Consider the following 23,417-nt stretch of genomic DNA (forward strand, 5'->3'; position numbering starts at 1 on the left):
TGAGGGCAAACCTGAAACTGGAAGGACGATTCCACATCTGGAATGTAATAAATGAAATGAAAAAATGTACTTCTGCCGGAAGGCTGTAACCCCCTCCGGCAGAGCTTTCATGCCAGATCTGCGCCGTTGCTGGCGATGACTTTTTTGTACCACCAGAATGATTTCTTACGGGTGCGCGCCAGCGTGCCGTTGCCCGCGTCATCGCGGTCAACATACACAAAACCGTAGCGTTTGCTCATCTCACCGGTTGAGGCAGAAACCAGATCGATACAGCCCCATGTGGTGTAACCCATCAGCGGCACGCCATCTTCAATCGCGTCTGCCATGGCGCGAATATGTTCGCGTAAATAGCTGATGCGATAGTCGTCATTGATCTCACCGTTAGCATCGATTTCATCTTTCGCTCCCAGCCCGTTTTCCACCAGAAACAGCGGTTTCTGGTAGCGGTCATACATCATATTCATGGTGATGCGCAGGCCGAGCGGATCGATTCCCCAGCCCCATTCGCTGGCCGCAATATACGGATTCCGCAGCGACTTCACCACGTTGGCGGCGCTGGTATTGCCCGTGTTCATTTCAGCGGAGGCGCAGCGCGATGCGTAATAGCTAAATGAGACGAAATCGACGGTGTTTTTCAGGATGTCGTCGTCTTCCGGGGCTTTTTCGATTACCACGCCTTTTTCGCGAAACACGCGGGCAGAGTAAGCCGGGTAGGCCCCGCGCGCCTGCACATCAATAAAGAACAGGTTTTCACGGTCTTTTTCCAGCGCGGTCCACACATCTTCCGGCTTACATGAATAAGGATAAAAATTACCGCCAGCCAGCATACAACCGACCTGGTTTTGCGGATTAATTTCATGGGCTATTTTAGTCGCTAGGGCGCTGGCTATCAGTTCGTGGTGAGCGGCCTGATATTTCACCTGATCCTGATTTTCTCCTTCTTCAAATACCAGCCCGGCGCCTGAAAAGGGGCTGTGCAGCATAATGTTGATTTCGTTGAACGTCAGCCAGTACTTCACCAGACCGTCAAAGGCCTCGAAGCAGGTACGGGCGTAGCGGGTAAAGAACTCCACCATTTTGCGGTTACGCCAGGAGCCGTACTCGGTGACCAGATGCATAGGCACATCGAAGTGACACAGCGTGACTAATGGCTCAATACCGTATTTTTTACACTCGGCAAACACGGCTCGATAAAACGCTATGCCCTCTTCATTCGGCGTCAGCTCATCGCCGTTAGGGTAGAGGCGACTCCAGGCAATGGAAGTACGAAAAACCGTAAACCCCATTTCCGCCATCAGCGCAATATCTTCTTTATAGCGATGATAAAAGTCGATCGCCTGATGGCTGGGATAAAATTCGTCATCCCGCAGTGCAAAGCGCTTTTCCTGACCCAGCTTGACGGGCATGCGGTGTGTGCCGTGGGGGATCATATCGACGGTAGTCAGCCCTTTGCCGCCTTCCCGGTATGCCCCTTCAGACTGGTTGGCGGCCAGTGCGCCGCCCCATAAAAATCCTTGCGGAAAAACAGACATAATTAACCTCAGTTCATACCAGTCAAATGCTGGCTCCATTGATATTGCCCGGCTGTGCGGCCTGGTTTTTTCTGGCCTGCGCGGCTGCATCTTCGACAGGAATATCTTCAAAGCCGAGAATCAGTGTTAATACAAAGGAAAGCACTACCGCCAGCGCCATCACGCCAAATACCCAAACGATGGTCATCGGATTGGCCGGATCGAAAAACTGGACGCTGGTGAACAGGCCTGGAGCCGCCATGGAGTGGCTTGCAAGCCCGGCCATTCCGGCAACGGCACCGCAGATAAAACCGCTGATAAGGCTCGCAATCAGCGGACGTTTCAGGCGGATTGCCACGCCATACAGCGCGGGTTCGGAAATGCCCGCCATGATGGCTGAGGCGGCTGCCGCTAACGCAGTCTGGCGCAGCTCCGGGTTTTTGGTTTTCCATGCCACTGCCAACGATGAACCACCTAACGACAAATTGGCGCCGATTTCCGACGGCATCACCATGCCTTCTTTTCCGGTTTCTGCAATGGTCTGAATAATGGTTGGCGTAAAGACGCGGTGCATACCGGTCATTACCAGCAGCGGCCACAGCGCGCCCATAATGGCCACCGACAGCCAGCCGAGATAGCCGTGAATGGTATAGACCAGCGCTGAAATCGCGCTACCGATCCAGATACCGATCGGGCCAATGATGACGATGGCTAGCGGGGCGGCGATCAGCACGATCAGCATCGGTTTGAGGAAGTTTTTGGTCACCGCCGGAGTTATACGATCGACCCAACGTTCGATGTATGACAAGCACCAGGTCATGACCAGCGCCGGGATCACCGTGTAGGTGTATTTCACCGCCGTCACCGGGATCAGGGCAAACTCAACGTGCTCACCCTGCGCGGCCTTCGCCATCAGGTCGATAAAGCTGGGATGCACCAGTACGCCCGCGATGGCGATAGCCAGCGACATGTTGGTTTTGAATTTGATAGCGGCCGACGCGGCGACCATCAGCGGCAGGAAGAAGAATGCGCCGTCACCGATAACGGTCAGAATGGTGAGCGTGGACGATCCTTTCACCAGCACGCCAGTCATTTCCAGAACCATCGCCAGCAGCTTGAGCATTGATCCGCCGATAATCGCCGGGATCAACGGCGACATAGTGCCGATCAGCGCATCAAGGATCCCCGCGCCAATCCGCTTCAGCGTCAGTTGGGGTTTGATTTGCGGCTCAGCAGGCTGCATGTTGGCAGGCAACAGGCTGACCACTTCACGATACGCCTGCGAAACGGTGTTGCCGATAATCACCTGACACTGGTTCTCGTTACGCACCACGCCGAGCACGCCAGTGAGGGTTTTCAGCGTAGCACTGTCGACCAGCGAGTCATCTTTGAGAACGAAACGCAAACGGGTCATACAGTGGGTCACTGCTGTGATGTTGTTGACGCCTCCCAGAGCCGTCACAACGGAGCGCGCCAGCGCTGCATAATTCTTGGACATCGGATTTAATCCTGTTTTATCAGTAGAGTACGTTATGTTTTATCCGTTTACGTGGGTCGCTTTTCTGAGTTGATGAAACGCAGATAGGAAACCGGTTCCACAAAATCATGTTTAAATTGAATTAAATGATCAAGATTTAATCTTGATCATTTTTTGTAATTGTGACTCCGATCACCAGATGTCAGCGTCTGCGATTTAGCAGCAAGGACAGCGGCAAAACGGTGAAGTACACTGCGTCACATTGAGAGAAAAGGGATGAGTAATATGACCACGATGCTGGAGGTGGCGAAGCGTGCCGGGGTGTCGAAAGCGACGGTTTCCCGGGTGCTTTCCGGGAACGGCTATGTCAGCCAGGAAACCAAAGACCGCGTGTTTCAGGCCATTGAAGAGAGTGGTTACCGCCCAAATTTGCTGGCGCGCAGTCTGGCGGCGAAAACCACGCAGACGCTGGGTCTGGTGGTAACGAATACCCTTTATCACGGCGTCTATTTCAGCGAGCTGCTGTTTCATACCGCGCGGATGGCGGAAGATAAAGGACGCCAGCTGTTACTGGCTGACGGTAAGCACAGCGCTGAGGAAGAGCGCCAGGCGATCCAGTACCTGCTCGACCTGCGCTGTGACGCGATTATGATTTATCCGCGTTTTCTCAGCGTGGATGAGATAGACGATATCATCGATGCCCACAGCCAGCCGATTATGGTGCTTAATCGACGCCTGCGGAAAAACAGTAGCCACAGCGTATGGTGCGATCAAAAGCAGACCAGCTTCAACGCCGTTACTCAGCTCATTGCCGCCGGGCATAAAGAGATTGGTTTTATTACCGGCTCGATGGATTCTCCAACCGGCGTGGAGCGACTTTCAGGCTATAAAGACGCGCTGGCACACCATGGTATCGCACTAAATAATGATCTGATTGTTAAAGGCAAATGGACACCAGCCTGCGGCGCAGCGGGGGTGAAAACTTTGCTTTCGCGCAAGGTCAATTTTACCGCACTGGTGGCCAGCAATGATGATATGGCGATCGGCGCGATGAAGCAGTTGCACGAGTATGGCGTGCGCGTTCCTGCACAGGTGTCGGTGATTGGCTTTGATGATATCGCCCTCGCACCATACACTATTCCGGCGCTTTCCAGCGTTAAAATCCCGGTAACAGAAATGATTCAGGAAACGATTGGGCGTCTGATCTTTATGTTGGGTGACGGGGCGTTTACGCCGCCAAAAACGTTCACCGGTGAACTCATTGCGCGCGACTCAGTTGCGCCGCCCGTTTCGCGCTGACGGCTGTCATTTGTCATCGTCACTAGTGACGATGACACACCCTTCTTGCGTACTTCAAAACAAAATTCCTTTAATAACAGCAAATTAAATTCTGGCACGATTTGTGTATGCTTCGGCAGATATTCTGTCATTGCTGGAGAAATTGATGAACCGTTTCATCATTGCAGACGCCAATAAATGCATTGGTTGCCGTACCTGTGAAGTGGCCTGCGTGGTATCCCATCAGGATAACCAGGACTGCGCATCGCTGACCCCTGAAACTTTTTTACCCCGTATTCACGTCATCAAAGGCGTTAATGTCTCCACGGCGACGCTGTGCCGCCAGTGTGAAGACGCGCCGTGCGCTAACGTCTGCCCGAACGGTGCGATCAGCCGTGATAAAGGCTTTGTCCACGTAATGCAGGAACGCTGCATTGGGTGTAAAACCTGCGTTGTGGCTTGCCCTTATGGTGCAATGGAAGTGGTTGTGCGTCCGGTTGTGCGTAACAGCGGCGCGGGTCTGAACGTCCGTGCAGAAAAAGCGGAAGCCAATAAGTGCGACCTGTGCCACCATCGTGATGCCGGTCCTGCCTGTATGGAAGTGTGCCCGACTCACGCGCTGATTTATGTGGATCGCAATAAGCTTGAGCAACTGAGCGCGGAAAAACGTCGTCGCGCGGCGCTGGATTCCACCGCATCTTTGCTGTTCTGATATCTGAAAATCCGCGTAAAATACGGTAGTACTTATGCCGGATGGCGGCTTCGCCTTATCCGGCCTACTGTTCGCATCCACGTAGGCCTGATAAGCGTAGCGCCATCAGGCAAACCGGGATAGATGACTGCGGGAACGACTTAATGACAATAAACAACCACTCCGGCGTACAGCTGCGTATTCGCGGTAAGGTACAGGGCGTCGGATTTCGCCCCTACGTCTGGCAACTGGCGCAGCGGTTACAACTGCATGGCGATGTGTGTAACGACGGTGACGGTGTGGTTGTGCGCTTACAGGAAGATCCAGCGGAATTTATTGCGCAGTTGCATCAACACTGCCCCCCGCTGGCGCGCATTGACAGCGTTGAGAGCGAACCATTCGCCTGGACGCAGCAGCCTGCCGATTTCTCGATTCGTCAAAGTGCTGGCGGCACGATGAATACGCAAATTGTTCCGGACGCCGCGACCTGTCCCGAATGCCTTGTTGAAATGAACACCCCCGGCGAACGTCGTTACCGATACCCCTTTATCAACTGCACCCACTGTGGTCCGCGTTTTACGATTATCCGCGCCATGCCCTACGATCGTCCGTTTACCGTAATGGCCTCATTCCCTCTCTGCGCGCAATGTGACAAAGAGTATCGCGATCCGTACGACCGTCGCTTCCACGCCCAGCCAGTGGCTTGTCCGGCATGCGGCCCTCATCTGGAGTGGTTCTGTGCGGGTGAGCGGGCGGAGAAAGAAGAGGCGCTGCAGGCGGCGGTATCGCGGCTGAAAGCTGGCGGTATTGTGGCGGTTAAAGGCATTGGTGGGTTTCATCTGGTGTGCGATGCGCGAAATGATAACGCCGTAGCGCTACTCAGACTGCGCAAACATCGTCCGGCGAAACCTCTGGCAGTGATGCTGCCTGGCGATGACGGACTACCTGAACCCGCTCGTTGTTTGCTGACTACCCCTGCTGCGCCGATCGTGCTGGTGCAGAAACGCTATGTCGCTGCATTGAGCGAGAGCATTGCGCCGGGGTTAACGGAGGTTGGCGTCATGCTGCCAGCGAATCCGTTACAGCATTTACTCTTACAAGAGATGAATTGTCCGCTGGTGATGACCTCTGGCAACCTCAGCGGCAGGCCTCCGGCCATTACCAACGCCCAGGCGCTGGAAGATTTACACGACATTGCCGACGGTTTCCTGCTGCATAATCGCGAAATTGTGCAGCGGATGGATGACTCCGTGGTGCGCGACAGTGGGGAAATGCTGCGTCGTTCCCGAGGATATGTGCCAGATGCGGTCGCACTACCGCCAGGATTTCGCGACGTGCCGCCAATGCTGTGCTTAGGGGCGGATCTGAAAAATACTTTCTGTCTGGTGCGCGGCGAGCAGGCGGTTATCAGCCAGCATTTGGGCGATCTCAGCGATGACGGCATTCAGCAACAGTGGCGTGATGCGCTACGCCTGATCCAGAACATTTATGACTTTACGCCGCAGCGTATCGTACATGACGCGCATCCTGGCTATGTTTCCAGCCAGTGGGCCAGTGAAATGGAGCTGCCAACTGAAACGGTGCTGCATCACCATGCGCATGCTGCTGCATGTCTTGCCGAGCACAGTTGGCCGCTAGACGGTGGCGACGTGATTGCTCTGACGCTAGACGGTATCGGCATGGGGGAAAACGGCGCGTTGTGGGGGGGAGAGTGTTTGCGGGTCAACTATCGTGAATGCGAACACCTTGGCGGCTTACCGGCGGTAGCGCTGGCAGGTGGCGATCTGGCGGCAAAACAGCCGTGGCGTAACCTGCTCGCGCAGTGCCTGCGTTTTGTTCCTGACTGGCCGCGTTATCCGGAAACATCAGCGCTGCAACATCAAAACTGGAACGTGCTGGCGCGCGCTATTGAACGGGGAATTAACGCTCCGTTGGCTTCATCGTGCGGACGACTGTTTGATGCCGTTGCCGCTGCGTTGCAATGTGCACCGGAATCATTGAGTTATGAAGGTGAAGCGGCCTGTGCGCTTGAGGCGATGGCATCGCAATGTGATGGCGTTGATCACCCTGTCACGCTGCCGCTTGATGACACTCAGCTGGACTTAGCGGTTTTTTGGCAGCAATGGCTGAACTGGCAGGCCAAACCAGCAGAAAGGGCATGGGCGTTTCACGACGCGCTGGCGTGTGGGTTTGCCACTCTGATGCGAAAGCAGGCTGAAGTGCGCGGGATTAAGACGCTAGTATTCAGTGGTGGCGTGATGCATAACCGCTTATTGTCGGCCCGTCTGGCGTTTTATCTGCGTGATTTTACCTTACTGTTCCCGCAGCGTTTACCGGCGGGCGACGGCGGGTTGTCATTGGGGCAGGGCGTGATTGCCGCGGCGCGAGCGTTGGCGCAAAAATAAAAAAAGCCCCGGGACTGGCGGGGCAAGAAAAACATGTCGGGGCATACCGACAAGTGGCAACGCACATCCATGTGCGTGAGGTTAATAAATCAGTAGCAGCGTTGCCGGGCAAAGTCGTAGGCCGGAGGCGCCATTCGGCATCCCAGACTTACACAGGCAACGTTTTCAGCAGCGCAAAGGCCTCTTTCATGCGGTCTTCACTGACGACAAACGCACACAGCTGGCCTTCGTCGTTCATCCCTCTGGCGACCATTCCCTGCGCTTCGGCGGCGATGTGCCAGTTCAGATCGCGGCGCTGGGTTTCCCCGGCCAAATGCAGAGGCAGTTCTGGCGTTTTGACTTTTACCAGCATGGCTGGCAGTTTCAATGGCGCATTGCCGCCGAGCAGGTTTTTCGCCAGATACATGGCACTCAGCTGAATCGGCTGCAGGAACGGGAGCACCTGACCGTTAATCTCCGCACAGTCGCCGAGAGCATAAATGTCCGGGTGGCTGGTTTGCAGATAGCTATCGACGCAGACACCACGATTGATGTTCAATCCGGCGCGACGCGCCAGCGCGGTCTCCGGGCGTAAGCCGGTTGCAGCGATCACCGCATCGACTTCTACGCTGCGGCTACGATCGAGCGTGGCACGAATACCTGACGCCGTTTTCTCCAGCCCCTGAAGCTGTGATTTCAGCAGCAGGTGTACGCCCATATCGGTCAGACGATGCTGTAAGCGACTGCTGACTTCCGGCGGCATCAGCGAAGCCAGAATGCTGGCGGCGTTGTCGATAAGCGTTACCGCTTTACCGGCACGACAAAAATCCATCGCTAATTCACTGCCAATCAAGCCGCCGCCGACAATCAGCACCCGCTGGGCGTCACGCAGCTGCGTTTCACAAGCGCGATACTCTTGTTGGCTGTTCAACGTGAGCATTAACTCACGTCCGGTAACCGGCGGTACAAAGGCTGAAGCGCCCGTCGCCAGCACCAGCTTGTCGTACTGCCACTGCTGATCCTGGCTTTTCACTACGTGGGCATCAGCATCGATGTCGGTTACCCAGGTGTGCGGGAACAGGCGCAAATTAAACTGTTCGGCAAACTCCCCCGCCGACTGGCGGGTGAGGTCGTCTGCACGTTGTGACTGACTGATAACATGGCTGAGATCGGGCTTGTTGTACTCATCCATGCTGTCCGCAGCAATCAAGGTCAGCGGGACATTTGCATCCTGCTTACGGATATTTTTGACTAACTGGCGGGAGGCGAAGCCCGAACCAATAATGACAATTCCGCGGCTCATTTTGCCTCCGTTGCCAGTACGTCGAAGACGTCTTTACCTAATGAACATTCTGGACACAGGAAGTTATCCGGCACGTCGCTCCACGGTGTACCCGGCGCGACATCCTGCAGCGGTTCACCTTTTGCTGGGTCGTAAATCCACTGGCACACGCTGCACTGCATGCTAGGGCCAAGATCGGCGGCAGCCGCAGCGGCGCAAGCGCACTCTTCTTCTTTGGAAGCAGCTTTCACGGTTGCTTCCGGCAGTGGAGCAAGCGCCCACTGACGCGCGATTTCACGGCCGTGCTGGCGGCACAGTTCCAGTGCATCCAGGTCCGGACGCCATTTTGCCTTCAGGCTCAGCGACATTTCGAAACCAGCATCCTGCAAACGCGTGGACAAACGGTCTACTGCACCGCCGCTCCAGCCGTGTGAACCAAAGGCGCTGGCGCGTTTGTTACGAAAACGCAGGCCGGTCATCTCTTCCACCAAACCAGCGATTTTTGGCATCATCACGTTGTTCATCGTCGAAGTACCGACCAGCACGCCTTTAGAGCGGAAGACGTTAGTCAGAACTTCGTTCTTATCGCTACGGGCGACGTTAAAGATTTTTACTGCCACGTTCGGGTCAACTTCGTTGATGCCCTGGGCAATGGCGTCGGCCATCATGCGGGTGTTGTTGGACATGGTGTCGTAGAAAATGGTGATGCGGTCTTCCTGATAATCCGCCGCCCATTTCAGATACATTTCCACGATTTGCGTCGGGTTGTCGCGCCATACCACGCCGTGGGAAGTAGCAATCATATCGACAGGCAGGTTGAAGCCGAGGATCTCAGTAATTTTCGGTGTAACCAGACGGCTGAACGGCGTCAGAATGTTGGCGTAGTAACGCTGGCACTGTTCGAACAGTTCGGTTTGGTCAACTTCGTCGTTAAACAGACGTTCGTCGCAGTAGTGCTGACCGAAGGCGTCGTTACTGAACAGTACCGCGTCGCCGGTCATGTAGGTCATCATGCTGTCAGGCCAGTGCAGCATTGGCGTTTCAACGAAGATCAGCTGTTTGCCGTTACCAATGTCCAGTGAATCACCGGTTTTCACCACGTTGAAATTCCACTCCGGGTGATGGTGATGCCCGTTGATAGAGTCAATGGCGTTGGCTGTGCAGTAAATCGGCGTATCCGGGATGCAGGACATCAGCTCGGTCAGCGCCCCGGCATGGTCTTCTTCCGCGTGGTTAATGATGATGTAGTCGATATCCGCGAGGTCAATTTCACTGCGCAGGTTCTGCACGAATTCACGGCTAAACTTGTGGTCTACTGTATCGATCAGGACATTTTTTTCTTCACGGATGAGATAACTGTTGTAGCTGCTGCCGCGCAGCGTTTTGTATTCAGTCCCGTGGAAATCACGAACTTCCCAGTCACGTTGGCCAACCCAATGAATGTTATTTTTAACCAGAATAGACATAGCAACCTCAGTAATTAATTCAGCGTTTTTCTAAAAAAGATGTTTTGCTTATTGCAGGTTGCGTGCCAACTTTTTATTTTGTTGATTTTAAAGGTTTTATTGTTTTCTGCTTATTAAGTGGTAGTCAAAATGACTATTCATTTTATTGTCAATATGACAATATGAATTGTCAAAATGACAATGAGGTAGTCATGAGCTTTTCCGTAGACGTGCTGGCGGGCATCGCCATTGAATTACAAAGCGGTATTGGGCATCAGGACCGTTTTCAACGCCTGATAACCACCTTGCGTCAGGTACTGGAGTGCGACGCGTCGGCATTGTTGCGCTATGAGTCGCGACAGTTTATTCCGCTGGCGATCGATGGGCTGGCGCAGGATGTTCTCGGCAGGCGCTTTACTCTGGAAGGGCATCCGCGTCTGGAGGCGATTGCCCGCGCCGGGGACGTGGTTCGTTTCCCTGCCGACAGCGATTTGCCAGACCCGTATGATGGTCTGATTCCGGGGCAGGAGAGTCTGAAGGTGCATGCCTGTATTGGGCTGCCGTTGTTCGCCGGTCAAAATTTGATTGGTGCGTTAACCCTGGATGGCATGGAGCCCGATCAGTTCGATGTTTTCAGCGATGAAGAGCTTAGGCTGATTGCCGCGCTGGCGGCGGGCGCGCTGAGCAATGCGCTGCTGATTGAACAACTGGAAAGCCAGAATATGCTGCCAGGCTCATCAACGGCTTTTGAGCAGGTGACGGAAACGCAGATGATTGGCCTGTCGCCCAATATGATGCAGTTGAAAAAAGAGATTGAGATTGTGGCGGGGTCCGATCTCAACGTACTGATTAGCGGCGAAACGGGGACCGGGAAGGAGCTGGTGGCTAAAGCTATCCATGAAGGTTCGCCGCGCGCGGTGAATCCACTGGTGTATCTGAACTGTGCGGCGTTGCCGGAAACCGTAGCCGAAAGTGAGCTGTTTGGTCACGTAAAAGGCGCGTTTACCGGGGCTATCAGCAATCGTAGCGGTAAGTTTGAAATGGCCGACAATGGGACGCTATTTCTCGACGAGATAGGCGAACTCTCGCTGGCGCTACAGGCTAAGTTGCTGCGTGTATTGCAGTACGGCGATATTCAGCGCGTGGGTGACGATCGCAGCCTGCGCGTGGATGTGCGGGTGCTGGCGGCGACGAACCGTGATTTACGCGAAGAGGTGCTGGCCGGGAATTTCCGCGCGGATTTGTTCCACCGTCTGAGCGTCTTCCCCCTTTCTGTACCGCCTCTTCGTGAGCGCGGCGAAGATGTGGTGCTGCTGGCCGGCTATTTTTGCGAGCAATGCCGACTGCGGCTGGGTCTTTCCCGCGTGGTACTAAGCCCTGGCGCGCGTAGCCATCTGCTGAATTACGGCTGGCCCGGAAACGTGCGCGAGCTGGAGCATGCCATTCACCGGGCGGTTGTTCTGGCCAGGGCTACCAGGGCAGGGGATGAAGTGGTGCTGGAGGCGCAGCATTTTGCCCTGCAGGATGAAGGTCCGGCGCCGCTGGCGGCGGAAGTTGTTGCGGAGATCCCGCAACATCACAACCTGCGTGAAGCAACAGAGTCGTTCCAGCGGGAGATGATCCGCCGGGCACTGGCGCAAAATAATCACAGTTGGGCGGCAAGTGCGCGGGCGCTGGAAACAGACGTCGCCAACCTGCACCGGCTGGCGAAACGTCTGGGTCTGAAGGATTAGATAATGCCGGCCTGATAGAAATCCTGCAGGTTGATAGCACCGGTGAGTTTACCGTTTTCATCGACCACCGGTGCGGCAGTGATTTTGCGCTTCATCAGGAGCTCTTTGGCGTCAATCGCGCGGCTCTGTGCCTGCAGTGTAATGCCATTCTGAGTCATTGCTTCGCTCACCTGGGTGGTGAGCGCTCCGCCGCCAACCAGCCAGCGGCGCAGGTCGCCGTCGGTAAAGACCCCTTTCACCAGTGACTGGTCGTCGCAGACCGCGACCAGGCCTAGACCCGTGCGGCTGAGTTCCAGCATCGCGTCCATCACGCTGGTAGTGAGTTTCACCTGAGGTATGGCATCGTCACGGCGCATCAGATGGTGCACTTTATTTAACAGACGAGCGCCCAGCGCACCTGCCGGATGCGAGCGGGCAAAATCTTCCTCGTTAAAGCCGCGCGCCTGCATTACGGCGATCGCCAGCGCGTCGCCCATCATCAACGTATTCACGGTGCTGGACGTCGGTGCCAGGCGCATCGGACAGGCTTCGCGCTCAACGGAAATATCCAGCACGGCTTTGGCGGCCAGACCCAACGGTGAGGTCGGTTTTCCGGTCATTGCCAGCAGTGCGACGGATTTGTCTTCCAGGCGCGGAATGATGAGATCCAGCTCTTTCGCACCGCCGGAGTAGGAGATAAACAGCATGACATCGCGGCTTTCAATCATCCCTAAGTCTCCGTGCAGCGCTTCCGCCGGATGCACAAAAAAGGCGGGCGTGCCGGTACTGGCGAGGGTCGCCGCGATTTTTTTGCCAATATGACCTGATTTACCAATCCCGGAGACGATCACTTTGCCTTCGCAGTGGATGATAGTATTGGCGGCACGGACAAAATCGTCGCCCAGTCGCTCTGGCAGTCGGCTGGCTTCCTGTAGCTCCAGCATTAACGTCTGACGGCCCGCGTTCAGTAGTGCATCACTCATTAGTTTCTCCGGTTATGATCACTTCAATCCCTTTTGCTTCCAGCGCCTGACGAAACGCAGGGTCGATACCCGCATCGGTAATCAGCTTGTCGACGCTTTCCAGACTGCATACAACATTAGGGCTTTTGCGCCCAAATTTTGACGAGTCAGCCATCAGAATCACTTCGCGAGCGGCATTGCACATCGCTTTACTGACGCTAAACACCTCATTAAAGGTGGTTACACCGGCATTAAGGTCGATACCGTCGGTGCCCATGAAGAGTTTATCAAAGCTGAACTGCTCAAAGGCGTTTTCTGCCAGCTGACCGTGAAATGACGCAGATTTTTTGCGAAAGGTCCCGCCGGGCATCAGGATAGTTTGCTCGTTGTCCAGCTCCGAAAGGGCGTTAACAATGTGCAGACTGTTGGTCATGACGGTGATGTTGCTAAAGCGCGTGAGCATCGGCACCATCTGCAGTACGGTGCTACCCGCATCCAGAATAATAGAGTCGCCATCGTGTATAAAACGGACGGCGGCTTCGGCAATCTGCTCTTTTTTATGCGTATTGATTAGCGTTTTGTGATCGATTGGCGGGTCGGATTCGTCTTTATTTAATACCACACCGCCATAGGTACGAATGACGGTTCCGGCATTTTCCAGAATGACCAGGTCTTTGCGAATGGTCGTGCCGGTCGTGTCAAAGTAGTGGGCCAGTTCTTCAACCGAGCATTTTCCCTGCTTTTGCAGATGCTCCAGTATGGCAGCCTGACGCTGACGAGGTTTCATAGGCGTGATTACCCTGACTTAATAGGTTGCAAAATGATAATTTCGCAAGCTATTAGCATTCACAACGAAATTACCCATGTTTCAGTTTAAGCGCCAATGATAGTGCATTCTGCGCTAATGGATCATGGGGAAAGATCACATCAGGCTGTAAATCATCAAGATGTTTGCCCATTATTGTGGCAATTTTGCCGGGTCTGGCGAATACCGTAAGACCTTTCATAAATAACGTATCGGTAACCCGTTGCTGCTCATCCAGCGCAATGGCTACCACCACGCGCGGTTTAAAACGCCCACCGGAGCGACCAACACCAACCCGACCTTGCTGGCAGAGTTGATCAAACGCCCGGTTAAAGCGGGATATTTGCCAGCCACCAAGCGCCAGTTGCAGGCACCAGGCGATAGCGGCGACGGTAATCAGTGCGGAAACCATTATGTACTCCTTTGATTTTGCCGGATAAGCGCAGCCGCCATCCGGCAATTCAACATTAAAACATCACCTGACCGCCGGTCACGTTGATGGACTGCCCGGTGCAGTAAGAGGCTTTCGGGCTGGCGTAAAACAGCAGCATGTTTAGCACGTCCTGATAATCGCAGCCGCGCTTAAGCGGAACCTTATCAATGTAGTACTGCTCCACTTCGTCTGGCTTAAGACCCAACTTGGTCGCATATTGCGGTAATAACGACTGGAACATCGGTGATTTCAGCAGGTTACCGAGCATCAGAGAATGTACGGTGATCCCGTACTCTGCCAGATCCAGCGCCAGCGACTGAGTTAAGCCCACGCCGCCAAATTTTGCCGCGCTGTAGCCTGAATTGTGTTTGCTGCCCACTTTCCCTGATTTTGAGTTGATCTGGATAATGCGTCCCTGCACGCCATCGCGGATCATCAGGCGTGAGAATTCACGAGCACAGAGGAAGTAGCCGACCAGATTGACCTGTAGTGAGCGGTCGAAATCCCCAAGCTGAAAGTCGCTGATAAACGCGGCTTTAGCGATACCCGCGCTGTAAACCAGCAGATCGACACGACCGAATATTTCATCCACTCCGCGCGACAGCGCCAGCACACTCTGTTCGCTGGTGGCATCTGCGCCAAAACCGTACGCGGTGCCTTCGCCAAACTCGGCGTTAATTTCTTGCGCGACGTTGGCAGCTTTATCGCTTTGAATATCCACCACCGCGACGCGGTATCCTTCTGTCGCAAGCCCACGGCAAAGGAATGCCCCCAGGGTCTGGCCTCCACCAATGACAACGGCAACCTGATTCATTTTTATCTCCTTCAATCTTAAGCAACAAACTTCAAAATACAGCCCGGGGCGATACCGTCCGGGACGGGGCCCGCAACGTGTACAGTGCCGGGGAATTCCGCTTCGCTCTGCCCGTCAAAGCGCAGGGTTATATGCCCGAGTTCACGTAAGTTTTGTTCCGCAACGCTGCCAACGGCGGTGACCGGGTAGTGGTGCTGGCCCAGTTCAAACTTGATCCCGGCTTGCAAAGAGCCGTTCAGCTCCCCGTGGCAATGGATGAAACAAAACTCTTCGATATCCGCTGGCGCGCCTTCACGAAAGGTAATCAGCATCTGGTCGCACAGTGCATCCGGGGCGCTCTGGCCGATACGGGTGATGGTGGTTTGATAAATCACGGTCATTTTTGAGTGCCTCTTATTGGTAAATAAAGCCGGAAACAAACCAGGCGATGAGAACGGTAGGTGCGCCGGTCAGAAAACGGCTTACCAGTACGGATGGCACACCGACGCGGACAGTGTCCTGACGCGCTTCGGCCAGCGACAACCCAACCGGAATAAAGTCACATGCAGCCTGGGCGTTAATGGCGAACAGGGCAGGTAGCGCCAGATGCGGAGGAATGTTCCCCAGACCAATCTGTACACCGATCAGCACGCCGATAACCTGGGCGATAACTGCACCGGGGCCGAGGAAAGGCGACAGCAGGGGGAAAGAACAGATCAGCGCCAGAGTGACCAGTCCCAGCGGATGGCTGGCCAGCGGTGCGAGTCCATGGGCAATCCAGTCTCCCAGACCCGAAGCCATAATGATGCCGATCAGTGCCGAGACGAACGCCATAAATGGCAGAATAGTTTTCAGGACGGTATCGATGGTGTCGCGTCCTGACTGGAACAGAACCGCAACGGCTGAACCCATGCCCATTCCCACTTTTGCCAACAGGCCGTCGCTTTGTTCGGTAATCTTTTTACTGGTATCGTAATCGCGACCGATAGTGCTGCTGGCTGGTTGCGGCGTAGCGGATGCCTCACCGACAATCGTGATGTTTTCTTCTTTCACGCCAGAGACATAGATATCTTCGACAATGTACTGAGCCAGCGGGCCGGATTTACCCGTAGCGTGAATATTCACCGTCGGTATCCTGCGTTTGGGGTAGATCCCACAGCGCAGCGTGCCGCCGCAGTCGATGATCGCCACGCCAATTTCGCTCTCCGGCGGCTCGCCTTCTTTGAAGCCATCAACGGCCTGCCAACCGGTCAGGTTTGCTATCCTGTCGACTATTGCGGGGCGAGTTCCTGCGGTGATATAGACAATTTTCTTGCCTGGAACGGCATCCAGTTCAAGGGGGCCACCCCAGCCGCCAGTGCCTTTTTCAATACGAATACGTGTCATGATGTTGCTCCCGCCAGATGCACCTTCTGCTCAAGTTGAATGCCCATTTTTTTCTCGAAGATAGTGGTGGTGAAATCGGTCACCCAGCCACGGAAGAAGTTAGTCACCAAACCGACCAGTAAATAGCTCACCGCCAGTGGGCCAAGCGGAAGCCCCAGCGTGGTCAGGCCGCTGGCGATCCCCAGATAGACAAACAGTTCGCCGGGGTTGATGTGCGGGAATAAGCCGTTCATGGAATGGCAACTGTAAGAGGCGGCGGCGTAGTAGCTGGGCTTGTATTTTTCTGGCATAAAGCGACCCAGACTCAGCGTCATCGGGTTACAAAATACAAATGTGCCGATGCACGGCAGCAGCAAATAGCGGGACAGCGGGTTTCCGGCGCAGCGCTGAGCAAAACGTTCAATACGCTGCTGGCCGATAAAGTTAATCAGCGCATTCATGATGACCAGCAGGCTAATCAGCAGGGGAAGAATACCGGTCACCATGCCGGTAAACACTTCTCCGCCTTTCTGGAACAGCCCGATAAACCACTCAGCACCGAGTGTGATGGTGTCGATCATTATTCTCTCCTGTAGGGTTTTTAGTTATCTTGCCAAACTGTAACTAATTTTAATCAGATCGAAAGATTTAAAAGTGTTATTTTGATCTCAAAATGAAAGATAAATATTTTAATTTGAAAGATTGTGCGTAAGGGATCGCAAATGTGCCGGCCGGGGGGCAAGAGGGGGGAAATTCTGTGAAGGAGAGTGACTACTACTTCCTTGTATGGAGGAGGATGCTTTACCATACTTCTCCCAGGCTGAATTTGTTTAATGGATGTCTCATGTTCAAGCGTCGTTATGTAGCGTTACTCCCCCTTTTCGTACTGCTCGCTGCCTGTAGCAGCAAACCTAAACCTTCAGAGACTCAAACGACTACGGGGGCGCCATCCGGCGGCTTCCTGCTTGAGCCACAGCACAACGTCATGCAAACGGGCGGTGATTTTGCCAATAATCCGAACGCGCAGCAGTTCATCGAGAAAATGGTGAACAAGCACGGCTTTGACCGCCAGCAGTTGCAGGAGATCCTGTCGCAGGCCAAGCGTCTGGACTCGGTATTGCGTTTGATGGACCGCCAGGCACCGACGACTCAACCGCCAGCCGGTCCTAACGGCGCATGGCTGCGCTACCGCAAACAGTTCATCACGCCTGACAACGTGCAAAATGGCGTAGCCTTCTGGAATCAATATGAAGATGCGCTGAACCGTGCGTGGCAGGTATATGGTGTTCCGCCGGAAATTATCGTTGGCATTATCGGCGTTGAAACGCGTTGGGGCCGCGTGATGGGCAAAACCCGTATTCTGGATGCGCTGGCGACGCTGTCGTTTAACTATCCTCGTCGTGCGGAATACTTCTCTGGTGAACTGGAAACCTTCCTGCTGATGGCGCGAGATGAAAGCGACGATCCGCTCGATTTGAAAGGTTCTTTTGCCGGCGCGATGGGTTACGGCCAGTTTATGCCGTCTTCCTATAAACAATATGCCGTTGATTTTAATGGTGATGGCCACATTAACCTGTGGGATCCGGTTGATGCCATCGGTAGCGTGGCGAACTATTTCAAGGGCCACGGCTGGGTGAAAGGCGATACGGTCGCGGTTCCGGCAAATGGTCAGGCACCAGGGCTGGCGAACGGCTTTAAAACCCAGTACAGCATTTCTCAGCTTGCTGCCGCGGGTCTGACGCCACAGCAGTCGTTGGGTAATCATCAGCAGGCCAGCCTGCTGCGCCTGGATATTGGTACCGGCTATCAGTACTGGTATGGATTGCCGAACTTCTACACCATCACCCGCTACAACCACAGTACCCACTACGCGATGGCCGTGTGGCAACTGGGTCAGGCGGTCGCGCTGGCACGCGTGCAGTAACCGCTCCACCGGCCTACAGGACGATATCGCTTGTAGGCCGGATAAGATGCCCTGACATCGTCATCCGGCAGGTCTTATTTCTGCAACGGAGCAATTTTTGGAATCCCCCTCGTAAAACGTTCTCTCCATCCCCACATTGGTTATGAAAGTGCTATCTTGTCCGGCATATTTTTTAACTGACAGAGGCTGAAATGACTGACAGTGAACTGATGCAGTTAAGCGAGCAGGTTGGCCTGGCGCTGAAAGCGCGTGGGGCGACCGTTACGACGGCGGAATCCTGCACCGGCGGCTGGGTGGCTAAAGCGATTACGGATATTGCCGGAAGCTCCGCCTGGTTTGAACGCGGGTTTGTGACCTACAGCAACGAAGCTAAAGCACAGATGATTGGCGTGCGCGAAGAGACGCTGGCCCAGCATGGGGCGGTGAGCGAGCCTGTAGTGGTGGAGATGGCGATTGGCGCGCTAAAAGCTGCCCGCGCGCATTTCGCTGTTTCGATAAGCGGTATTGCGGGACCGGATGGTGGCAGTGAAGAAAAGCCCGTGGGTACCGTATGGTTCGCCTTTGCCAGCGCGAACGGCGAGGGGATTACGCGTCGGGAATGCTTCAGCGGCGATCGCGACGCGGTACGTCGGCAGGCGACCGTCTACGCGTTACAAACCCTGTGGCAACAATTTCTACAAAATACTTGATACTGTATGAGCATACAGTATAATTGCCTCAACAGAACATTATCTATCACGTTTCGCGGTTTAACCCGAAAGCGGCATGACAGGAGTAATTAATGGCTATCGACGAAAACAAACAGAAAGCGTTGGCGGCAGCGCTGGGTCAGATCGAAAAGCAATTCGGTAAAGGCTCCATCATGCGCCTGGGTGAAGACCGTTCCATGGATGTGGAAACTATCTCCACCGGTTCGCTTTCTCTGGATATTGCTTTGGGCGCGGGCGGTTTGCCAATGGGCCGTATCGTCGAAATCTACGGGCCTGAATCCTCCGGTAAAACAACGCTGACCCTGCAGGTTATTGCCGCTGCGCAGCGTGAAGGTAAAACCTGTGCATTTATCGATGCGGAACACGCGCTGGATCCGGTCTATGCCCGTAAGCTTGGCGTTGATATCGACAACCTGCTGTGTTCTCAGCCGGATACCGGTGAACAAGCGCTGGAAATCTGTGATGCGCTGGCGCGCTCCGGTGCGGTTGACGTTATCGTTGTCGACTCCGTTGCCGCATTGACGCCGAAGGCAGAAATCGAAGGCGAGATTGGCGACTCTCACATGGGCCTTGCGGCGCGTATGATGAGCCAGGCGATGCGTAAGCTGGCCGGTAACCTGAAGCAGTCCAACACGCTGCTGATTTTCATCAACCAGATCCGTATGAAGATTGGCGTTATGTTCGGTAACCCGGAAACCACCACCGGTGGTAACGCCCTGAAATTCTATGCGTCTGTTCGTCTGGATATCCGTCGTATTGGCGCGGTGAAAGAAGGCGACAACGTGGTCGGCAGCGAAACTCGCGTTAAGGTTGTGAAAAACAAAATTGCAGCGCCGTTCAAACAGGCTGAATTCCAGATCCTTTACGGTGAAGGCATCAACTTCTACGGCGAACTGGTTGACCTGGGCGTGAAAGAGAAGCTGATTGAAAAAGCCGGTGCATGGTACAGCTATAACGGTGAGAAAATCGGTCAGGGTAAAGCGAATGCGACCAACTGGCTGAAAGAGAACCCGGCAACTGCGAAAGAAATTGAGAAGAAATTACGTGAGTTACTGCTCAATAACCAGGATTCAACGCCTGATTTCTCCGTTGATGACAGCGGCGAAGACGTAAAAGAAACGAACGAAGATTTCTGATAATCTGTTTTGAATCGCATGTTGTGAATCACATATAGTAAAGGGCTGCATATCATGCAGCCCTTTTTCATTTCTGAAGGCTTACTATGACAGAAGCAACTTCCCGCCGTTCTGCTTATTCCCGACTGCTTGACCGCGCCGTACGTATTCTGGCGATGCGCGACCACAGCGAGCAGGAACTGCGGCGCAAGCTGGCCGCTCCGGTGATGGGGAAAAATGGACCAGAAGAAATTGATGCCACGCCGGAGGATTACGACAAGGTCATCGCCTGGTGTATTGAAAGCCGTTATCTGGATGATGATCGTTTCGTGCGGCAGTTTATCGCCAGCCGTAGCCGCAAAGGTTATGGACCAGCCCGAGTGCGCCAGGAATTAAACCAAAAAGGGATCGCACGTGAAGCTATCGAGCGGGCCATGCGTGAGTGCGAAGTTGACTGGGCAGTGCTTGCACGCGAGCAGGCCATTCGGAAGTACGGTGAACCTTTACCTGTCGATTTTTCAGATAAGATAAAGGTCCAGCGTTTTTTGCTCTATCGCGGCTATCTGATGGAAGATATTCAGGCAATATGGCGAAATTTTGACGATTGACCGCATACGGGATTTTACTTCCCAGTAAAGAAAACTTATCTTATTCCCACTTTTCGATTGCCAGAGGCGCAGTTTGCGTGCCGATGCTGGTAATGACATTTCGTTAGCTTGATTTCTTCAGGATAATTATGAGCAAGAGCACCGCTGAGATCCGTCAGGCGTTTCTCGATTTTTTCCATAGTAAAGGACACCAGGTAGTTGCCAGCAGCTCCCTGGTACCGAACAATGACCCTACTTTGTTGTTTACCAACGCCGGGATGAACCAGTTCAAGGATGTTTTCCTTGGCCTCGACAAGCGTAATTATTCCCGCGCAACCACCTCGCAGCGTTGTGTACGTGCGGGCGGTAAGCACAATGACCTGGAAAACGTCGGTTACACTGCACGTCACCACACTTTCTTCGAAATGCTGGGCAACTTCAGCTTCGGCGATTACTTCAAACACGACGCTATTCAATATGCATGGGAACTACTGACCGGTGAAAACTGGTTTGCCCTGCCAAAAGAGCGTCTGTGGGTAACCGTCTATGAAACTGACGATGAAGCCTATGAAATCTGGGAAAAAGAAGTCGGTATTCCGCGCGAACGTATCATCCGTATCGGTGATAACAAAGGTGCGGCTTATGCTTCAGACAACTTCTGGCAGATGGGTGATACCGGTCCTTGCGGTCCATGCACAGAAATTTTCTACGACCACGGCGACCATATCTGGGGTGGACCTCCGGGAAGCGCAGAAGAAGATGGGGATCGCTACATTGAGATCTGGAACATCGTCTTCATGCAGTTCAACCGTCAGGCTGACGGCACCATGGAACCGCTGCCGAAACCGTCCGTGGATACCGGTATGGGTCTGGAGCGTATTGCGGCCGTGCTGCAACACGTTAACTCCAACTATGAAATCGACCTGTTCCGCTCATTGATCGAATCCGTGGCGAAAGTCACTGGCGCAACCGATCTGAGCAACAAGTCTCTGCGCGTTATTGCCGACCATATCCGTTCCTGTGCATTCCTGATTGCCGATGGCGTTGTCCCGTCGAATGAAAACCGTGGCTATGTGCTGCGCCGTATCATTCGTCGCGCGGTACGCCATGGCAACATGCTGGGCGCGAAGGATACCTTCTTCTACAAGCTGGTTGGTCCGTTGGTGGACGTCATGGGCTCTGCAGGTGAAGAACTGAAGCGTCAGCAGGCTATGGTTGAACAGGTTCTGAAAACCGAAGAAGAGCAGTTTGCGCGTACTCTGGAGCGTGGTCTGGCGCTGCTGGACGAAGAACTGGCAAAACTGTCTGGCGATACGCTGGATGGTGAAACCGCATTCCGTCTGTATGACACCTACGGTTTCCCGGTTGACCTGACGGCAGACGTTTGCCGCGAGCGTAACATCAAGGTTGACGAAGCGGGCTTTGAAGCTGCAATGGAAGAACAGCGCCGTCGTGCGCGTGAAGCCAGCGGTTTTGGCGCAGACTACAATGCAATGATTCGCGTTGATGGCGCCTCTGAATTTAAAGGCTACGAGCACCTGGAACTGAACGGCAAAGTGACTGCGCTGTTTGTTGATGGTAAAGCAGTAGACGCAATTAATGCCGGTCAGGATGCCGTTGTCGTACTGGATCAGACTCCGTTCTATGCGGAATCAGGTGGTCAGGTTGGCGACAAGGGTGAACTGAAAGGTGCTGGCTTCGCGTTTGCCGTTAGCGACACGCAGAAATATGGTCAGGCCATTGGCCACATTGGCAAGCTGTCTGCGGGTTCTCTGAAAATCGGTGATGCGGTACAGGCTGATGTGGATGAAGCCCGTCGTGCGCGTATTCGTTTGAACCACTCCGCAACGCACCTGATGCACGCGGCGCTGCGCCAGGTTCTGGGCACGCATGTGGCGCAGAAAGGCTCGTTGGTTAACGATAAACTGCTGCGCTTCGACTTCTCTCATACCGAAGCTATGAAGCCTGCTGAAATCCGTGCCGTTGAAGATCTGGTGAACGCGCAAATCCGTCGCAACTTGCCGATTGAAACGAACATCATGGATCTCGAAGCGGCAAAAGCCAAAGGCGCAATGGCACTGTTTGGCGAGAAATATGACGACCATGTGCGCGTTCTGAGCATGGGTGATTTCTCTACCGAACTGTGTGGCGGTACTCACGCCAGCCGTACAGGTGATATCGGTCTGTTCCGCATTGTGTCCGAGTCAGGTACTGCGGCAGGCGTTCGTCGTATTGAAGCCGTAACCGGTGAAGGTGCTATCCAAACCGTGCATGCTGAGAGCGATCGCTTAAGCGATATTGCGCAGCTGCTGAAAGGCGATAGCCAGAATATTGGTGACAAAGTTCGTTCCGTGCTGGAGCGTACACGTCAACTGGAAAAAGAATTGCAGCAATTGAAGGAACAGGCTGCGGCGCAGGAGAGTGCAAATCTTTCCAGCAAAGCGGTTGATATCAACGGCGTGAAGCTGCTGGTCAGCGAACTCGCGGACGTTGAGCCGAAAATGTTGCGTACCATGGTTGATGATCTGAAAAATCAACTGGGGTCTACCGTTATCGTTCTGGCAACGGTAGTGGAAGGTAAGGTTTCTCTGATTGCGGGTGTGTCTAAGGACGTGACAGATCGCGTGAAAGCAGGGGAACTGGTTGGAATGGTCGCTCAGCAGGTCGGCGGCAAGGGTGGCGGTCGTCCGGACATGGCGCAAGCCGGTGGTACGGATGCAGCGGCTCTGCCTGCAGCGTTATCCAGTGTGAAAGGCTGGGTCAGCGCAAAACTGTAATAATTATAAGCGTAAGTCGACGCTGCGGACTTCAATCCGCAGCGTTTGTATCAACGCTATCGACAACGATAAAGTCAGGTTGAAGTTGTGTATATCGGCTAAACTTAGGTTTAACAGAATGTGATGCCGTGACTGCTTACACTTAGGTGTTTGTCATCGCTTACTT

Annotated in this window: 20 protein-coding genes; 9 read left to right on the plus strand and 11 right to left on the minus strand. The window is 54.0% G+C overall.

The features are described from left to right. Window positions 1-107: 107 nt before the first annotated feature. A complete protein-coding gene (locus OGY72_RS12770) occupies window positions 108-1,532 on the minus strand; it encodes a 6-phospho-beta-glucosidase (RefSeq protein WP_149281322.1) in 1,425 nt (474 codons plus the stop codon). A 22-nt stretch (window positions 1,533-1,554) separates the two neighbouring features. Continuing rightward, entirely contained in the window at window positions 1,555-3,009 is a 1,455-nt protein-coding gene (gene ascF / locus OGY72_RS12775) for a PTS cellobiose/arbutin/salicin transporter subunit IIBC (RefSeq protein ID WP_257662031.1), read from the minus strand. Window positions 3,010-3,273: 264 nt separating this feature from the next. On the opposite strand from ascF, the gene OGY72_RS12780 reads away from it, so the two are divergent. The 3 genes from OGY72_RS12780 (at window position 3,274) to hypF (ending at window position 7,362) form a co-directional block, all read left to right on the plus strand. Further along, complete coding sequence (locus tag OGY72_RS12780) at window positions 3,274-4,287, plus strand: LacI family DNA-binding transcriptional regulator (RefSeq protein WP_286547858.1); 1,014 nt, start codon at window positions 3,274-3,276, stop codon at window positions 4,285-4,287. 145 nt (window positions 4,288-4,432) lie between these two features. Further along, window positions 4,433-4,978, plus strand: a complete 546-nt coding sequence (gene hydN, locus OGY72_RS12785; protein WP_126317501.1) for an electron transport protein HydN — start codon at window positions 4,433-4,435, stop codon at window positions 4,976-4,978. Between the two features lie 143 nt (window positions 4,979-5,121). Then, window positions 5,122-7,362: a carbamoyltransferase HypF gene (gene hypF / locus OGY72_RS12790; RefSeq protein WP_286547830.1), complete on the plus strand. Its 2,241-nt coding sequence runs from the start codon at window positions 5,122-5,124 to the stop codon at window positions 7,360-7,362. 148 nt (window positions 7,363-7,510) lie between these two features. Here the strand turns inward: hypF and norW are convergent, their stop codons facing one another. Beyond that, on the minus strand, window positions 7,511-8,644 hold the full coding sequence (norW, locus tag OGY72_RS12795; RefSeq protein WP_286547831.1) for an NADH:flavorubredoxin reductase NorW: 1,134 nt from the start codon (window positions 8,642-8,644) through the stop codon (window positions 7,511-7,513). Further along, entirely contained in the window at window positions 8,641-10,089 is a 1,449-nt protein-coding gene (norV, locus tag OGY72_RS12800; RefSeq protein ID WP_003825935.1) for an anaerobic nitric oxide reductase flavorubredoxin, read from the minus strand. The genes norW and norV overlap by 4 nt, the downstream gene beginning before the upstream one ends. Before the next feature lie 191 nt (window positions 10,090-10,280). On the opposite strand from norV, the gene norR reads away from it, so the two are divergent. Next, window positions 10,281-11,801, plus strand: coding sequence for a nitric oxide reductase transcriptional regulator NorR (gene norR / locus OGY72_RS12805; protein WP_126317503.1), 1,521 nt, complete (start codon window positions 10,281-10,283; stop codon window positions 11,799-11,801). Here the strand turns inward: norR and gutQ are convergent. From gutQ to srlA, 7 genes are all read right to left on the minus strand, one after another. Next, complete coding sequence (gene gutQ / locus OGY72_RS12810; protein WP_126317504.1) at window positions 11,798-12,763, minus strand: arabinose-5-phosphate isomerase GutQ; 966 nt, start codon at window positions 12,761-12,763, stop codon at window positions 11,798-11,800. The two genes, norR and gutQ, sit on opposite strands and share 4 nt — an antisense overlap. Continuing rightward, window positions 12,756-13,529 (minus strand): glucitol operon DNA-binding transcriptional repressor SrlR, encoded by a 774-nt coding sequence (srlR, locus tag OGY72_RS12815; protein ID WP_003037350.1) that lies wholly within the window; start codon window positions 13,527-13,529, stop codon window positions 12,756-12,758. The genes gutQ and srlR overlap by 8 nt, the downstream gene beginning before the upstream one ends. Before the next feature lie 70 nt (window positions 13,530-13,599). Next, window positions 13,600-13,959: a transcriptional regulator GutM gene (gene gutM, locus OGY72_RS12820; protein WP_003825941.1), complete on the minus strand. Its 360-nt coding sequence runs from the start codon at window positions 13,957-13,959 to the stop codon at window positions 13,600-13,602. A 55-nt stretch (window positions 13,960-14,014) separates the two neighbouring features. Beyond that, window positions 14,015-14,794, minus strand: coding sequence for a sorbitol-6-phosphate dehydrogenase (gene srlD / locus OGY72_RS12825; protein WP_003037345.1), 780 nt, complete (start codon window positions 14,792-14,794; stop codon window positions 14,015-14,017). A gap of 17 nt (window positions 14,795-14,811) precedes the next feature. After that, complete coding sequence (gene srlB / locus OGY72_RS12830) at window positions 14,812-15,174, minus strand: PTS glucitol/sorbitol transporter subunit IIA (RefSeq protein WP_279275552.1); 363 nt, start codon at window positions 15,172-15,174, stop codon at window positions 14,812-14,814. Between the two features lie 13 nt (window positions 15,175-15,187). Beyond that, entirely contained in the window at window positions 15,188-16,159 is a 972-nt protein-coding gene (srlE, locus tag OGY72_RS12835; RefSeq protein WP_123268085.1) for a PTS glucitol/sorbitol transporter subunit IIB, read from the minus strand. Then, window positions 16,156-16,719 carry a PTS glucitol/sorbitol transporter subunit IIC gene (srlA, locus tag OGY72_RS12840; RefSeq protein WP_003037339.1) on the minus strand — a complete coding sequence of 188 codons (564 nt, stop codon included), beginning with the start codon at window positions 16,717-16,719 and terminating at the stop codon, window positions 16,156-16,158. The genes srlE and srlA overlap by 4 nt, the downstream gene beginning before the upstream one ends. Window positions 16,720-16,982: 263 nt before the next feature. On the opposite strand from srlA, the gene mltB reads away from it, so the two are divergent. The 5 genes from mltB to alaS all read left to right on the plus strand — a co-directional run bounded on the left by mltB (window position 16,983) and on the right by alaS (window position 23,251). After that, window positions 16,983-18,062: a lytic murein transglycosylase B gene (mltB, locus tag OGY72_RS12845; RefSeq protein ID WP_003037336.1), complete on the plus strand. Its 1,080-nt coding sequence runs from the start codon at window positions 16,983-16,985 to the stop codon at window positions 18,060-18,062. A gap of 191 nt (window positions 18,063-18,253) precedes the next feature. Beyond that, window positions 18,254-18,751 carry a nicotinamide-nucleotide amidase gene (gene pncC, locus OGY72_RS12850; protein WP_148361563.1) on the plus strand — a complete coding sequence of 166 codons (498 nt, stop codon included), beginning with the start codon at window positions 18,254-18,256 and terminating at the stop codon, window positions 18,749-18,751. A 92-nt stretch (window positions 18,752-18,843) separates the two neighbouring features. After that, window positions 18,844-19,908 (plus strand): recombinase RecA, encoded by a 1,065-nt coding sequence (gene recA, locus OGY72_RS12855; protein WP_003037330.1) that lies wholly within the window; start codon window positions 18,844-18,846, stop codon window positions 19,906-19,908. Window positions 19,909-19,994: 86 nt separating this feature from the next. Further along, window positions 19,995-20,495, plus strand: a complete 501-nt coding sequence (recX, locus tag OGY72_RS12860; RefSeq protein ID WP_003825957.1) for a recombination regulator RecX — start codon at window positions 19,995-19,997, stop codon at window positions 20,493-20,495. Window positions 20,496-20,623: 128 nt separating this feature from the next. Beyond that, the gene (gene alaS / locus OGY72_RS12865) at window positions 20,624-23,251 is read left to right on the plus strand and encodes an alanine--tRNA ligase (protein WP_286547832.1); all 2,628 of its coding nucleotides are present in this window, start codon (window positions 20,624-20,626) and stop codon (window positions 23,249-23,251) included. The last annotated feature ends 166 nt before the right edge of the window (window positions 23,252-23,417 follow it).

Origin of the sequence: Citrobacter sp. Cpo221 (assembly GCF_030332345.1) — a bacterium.
Taxonomy (GTDB): Bacteria; Pseudomonadota; Gammaproteobacteria; order Enterobacterales; family Enterobacteriaceae; genus Citrobacter; species Citrobacter portucalensis.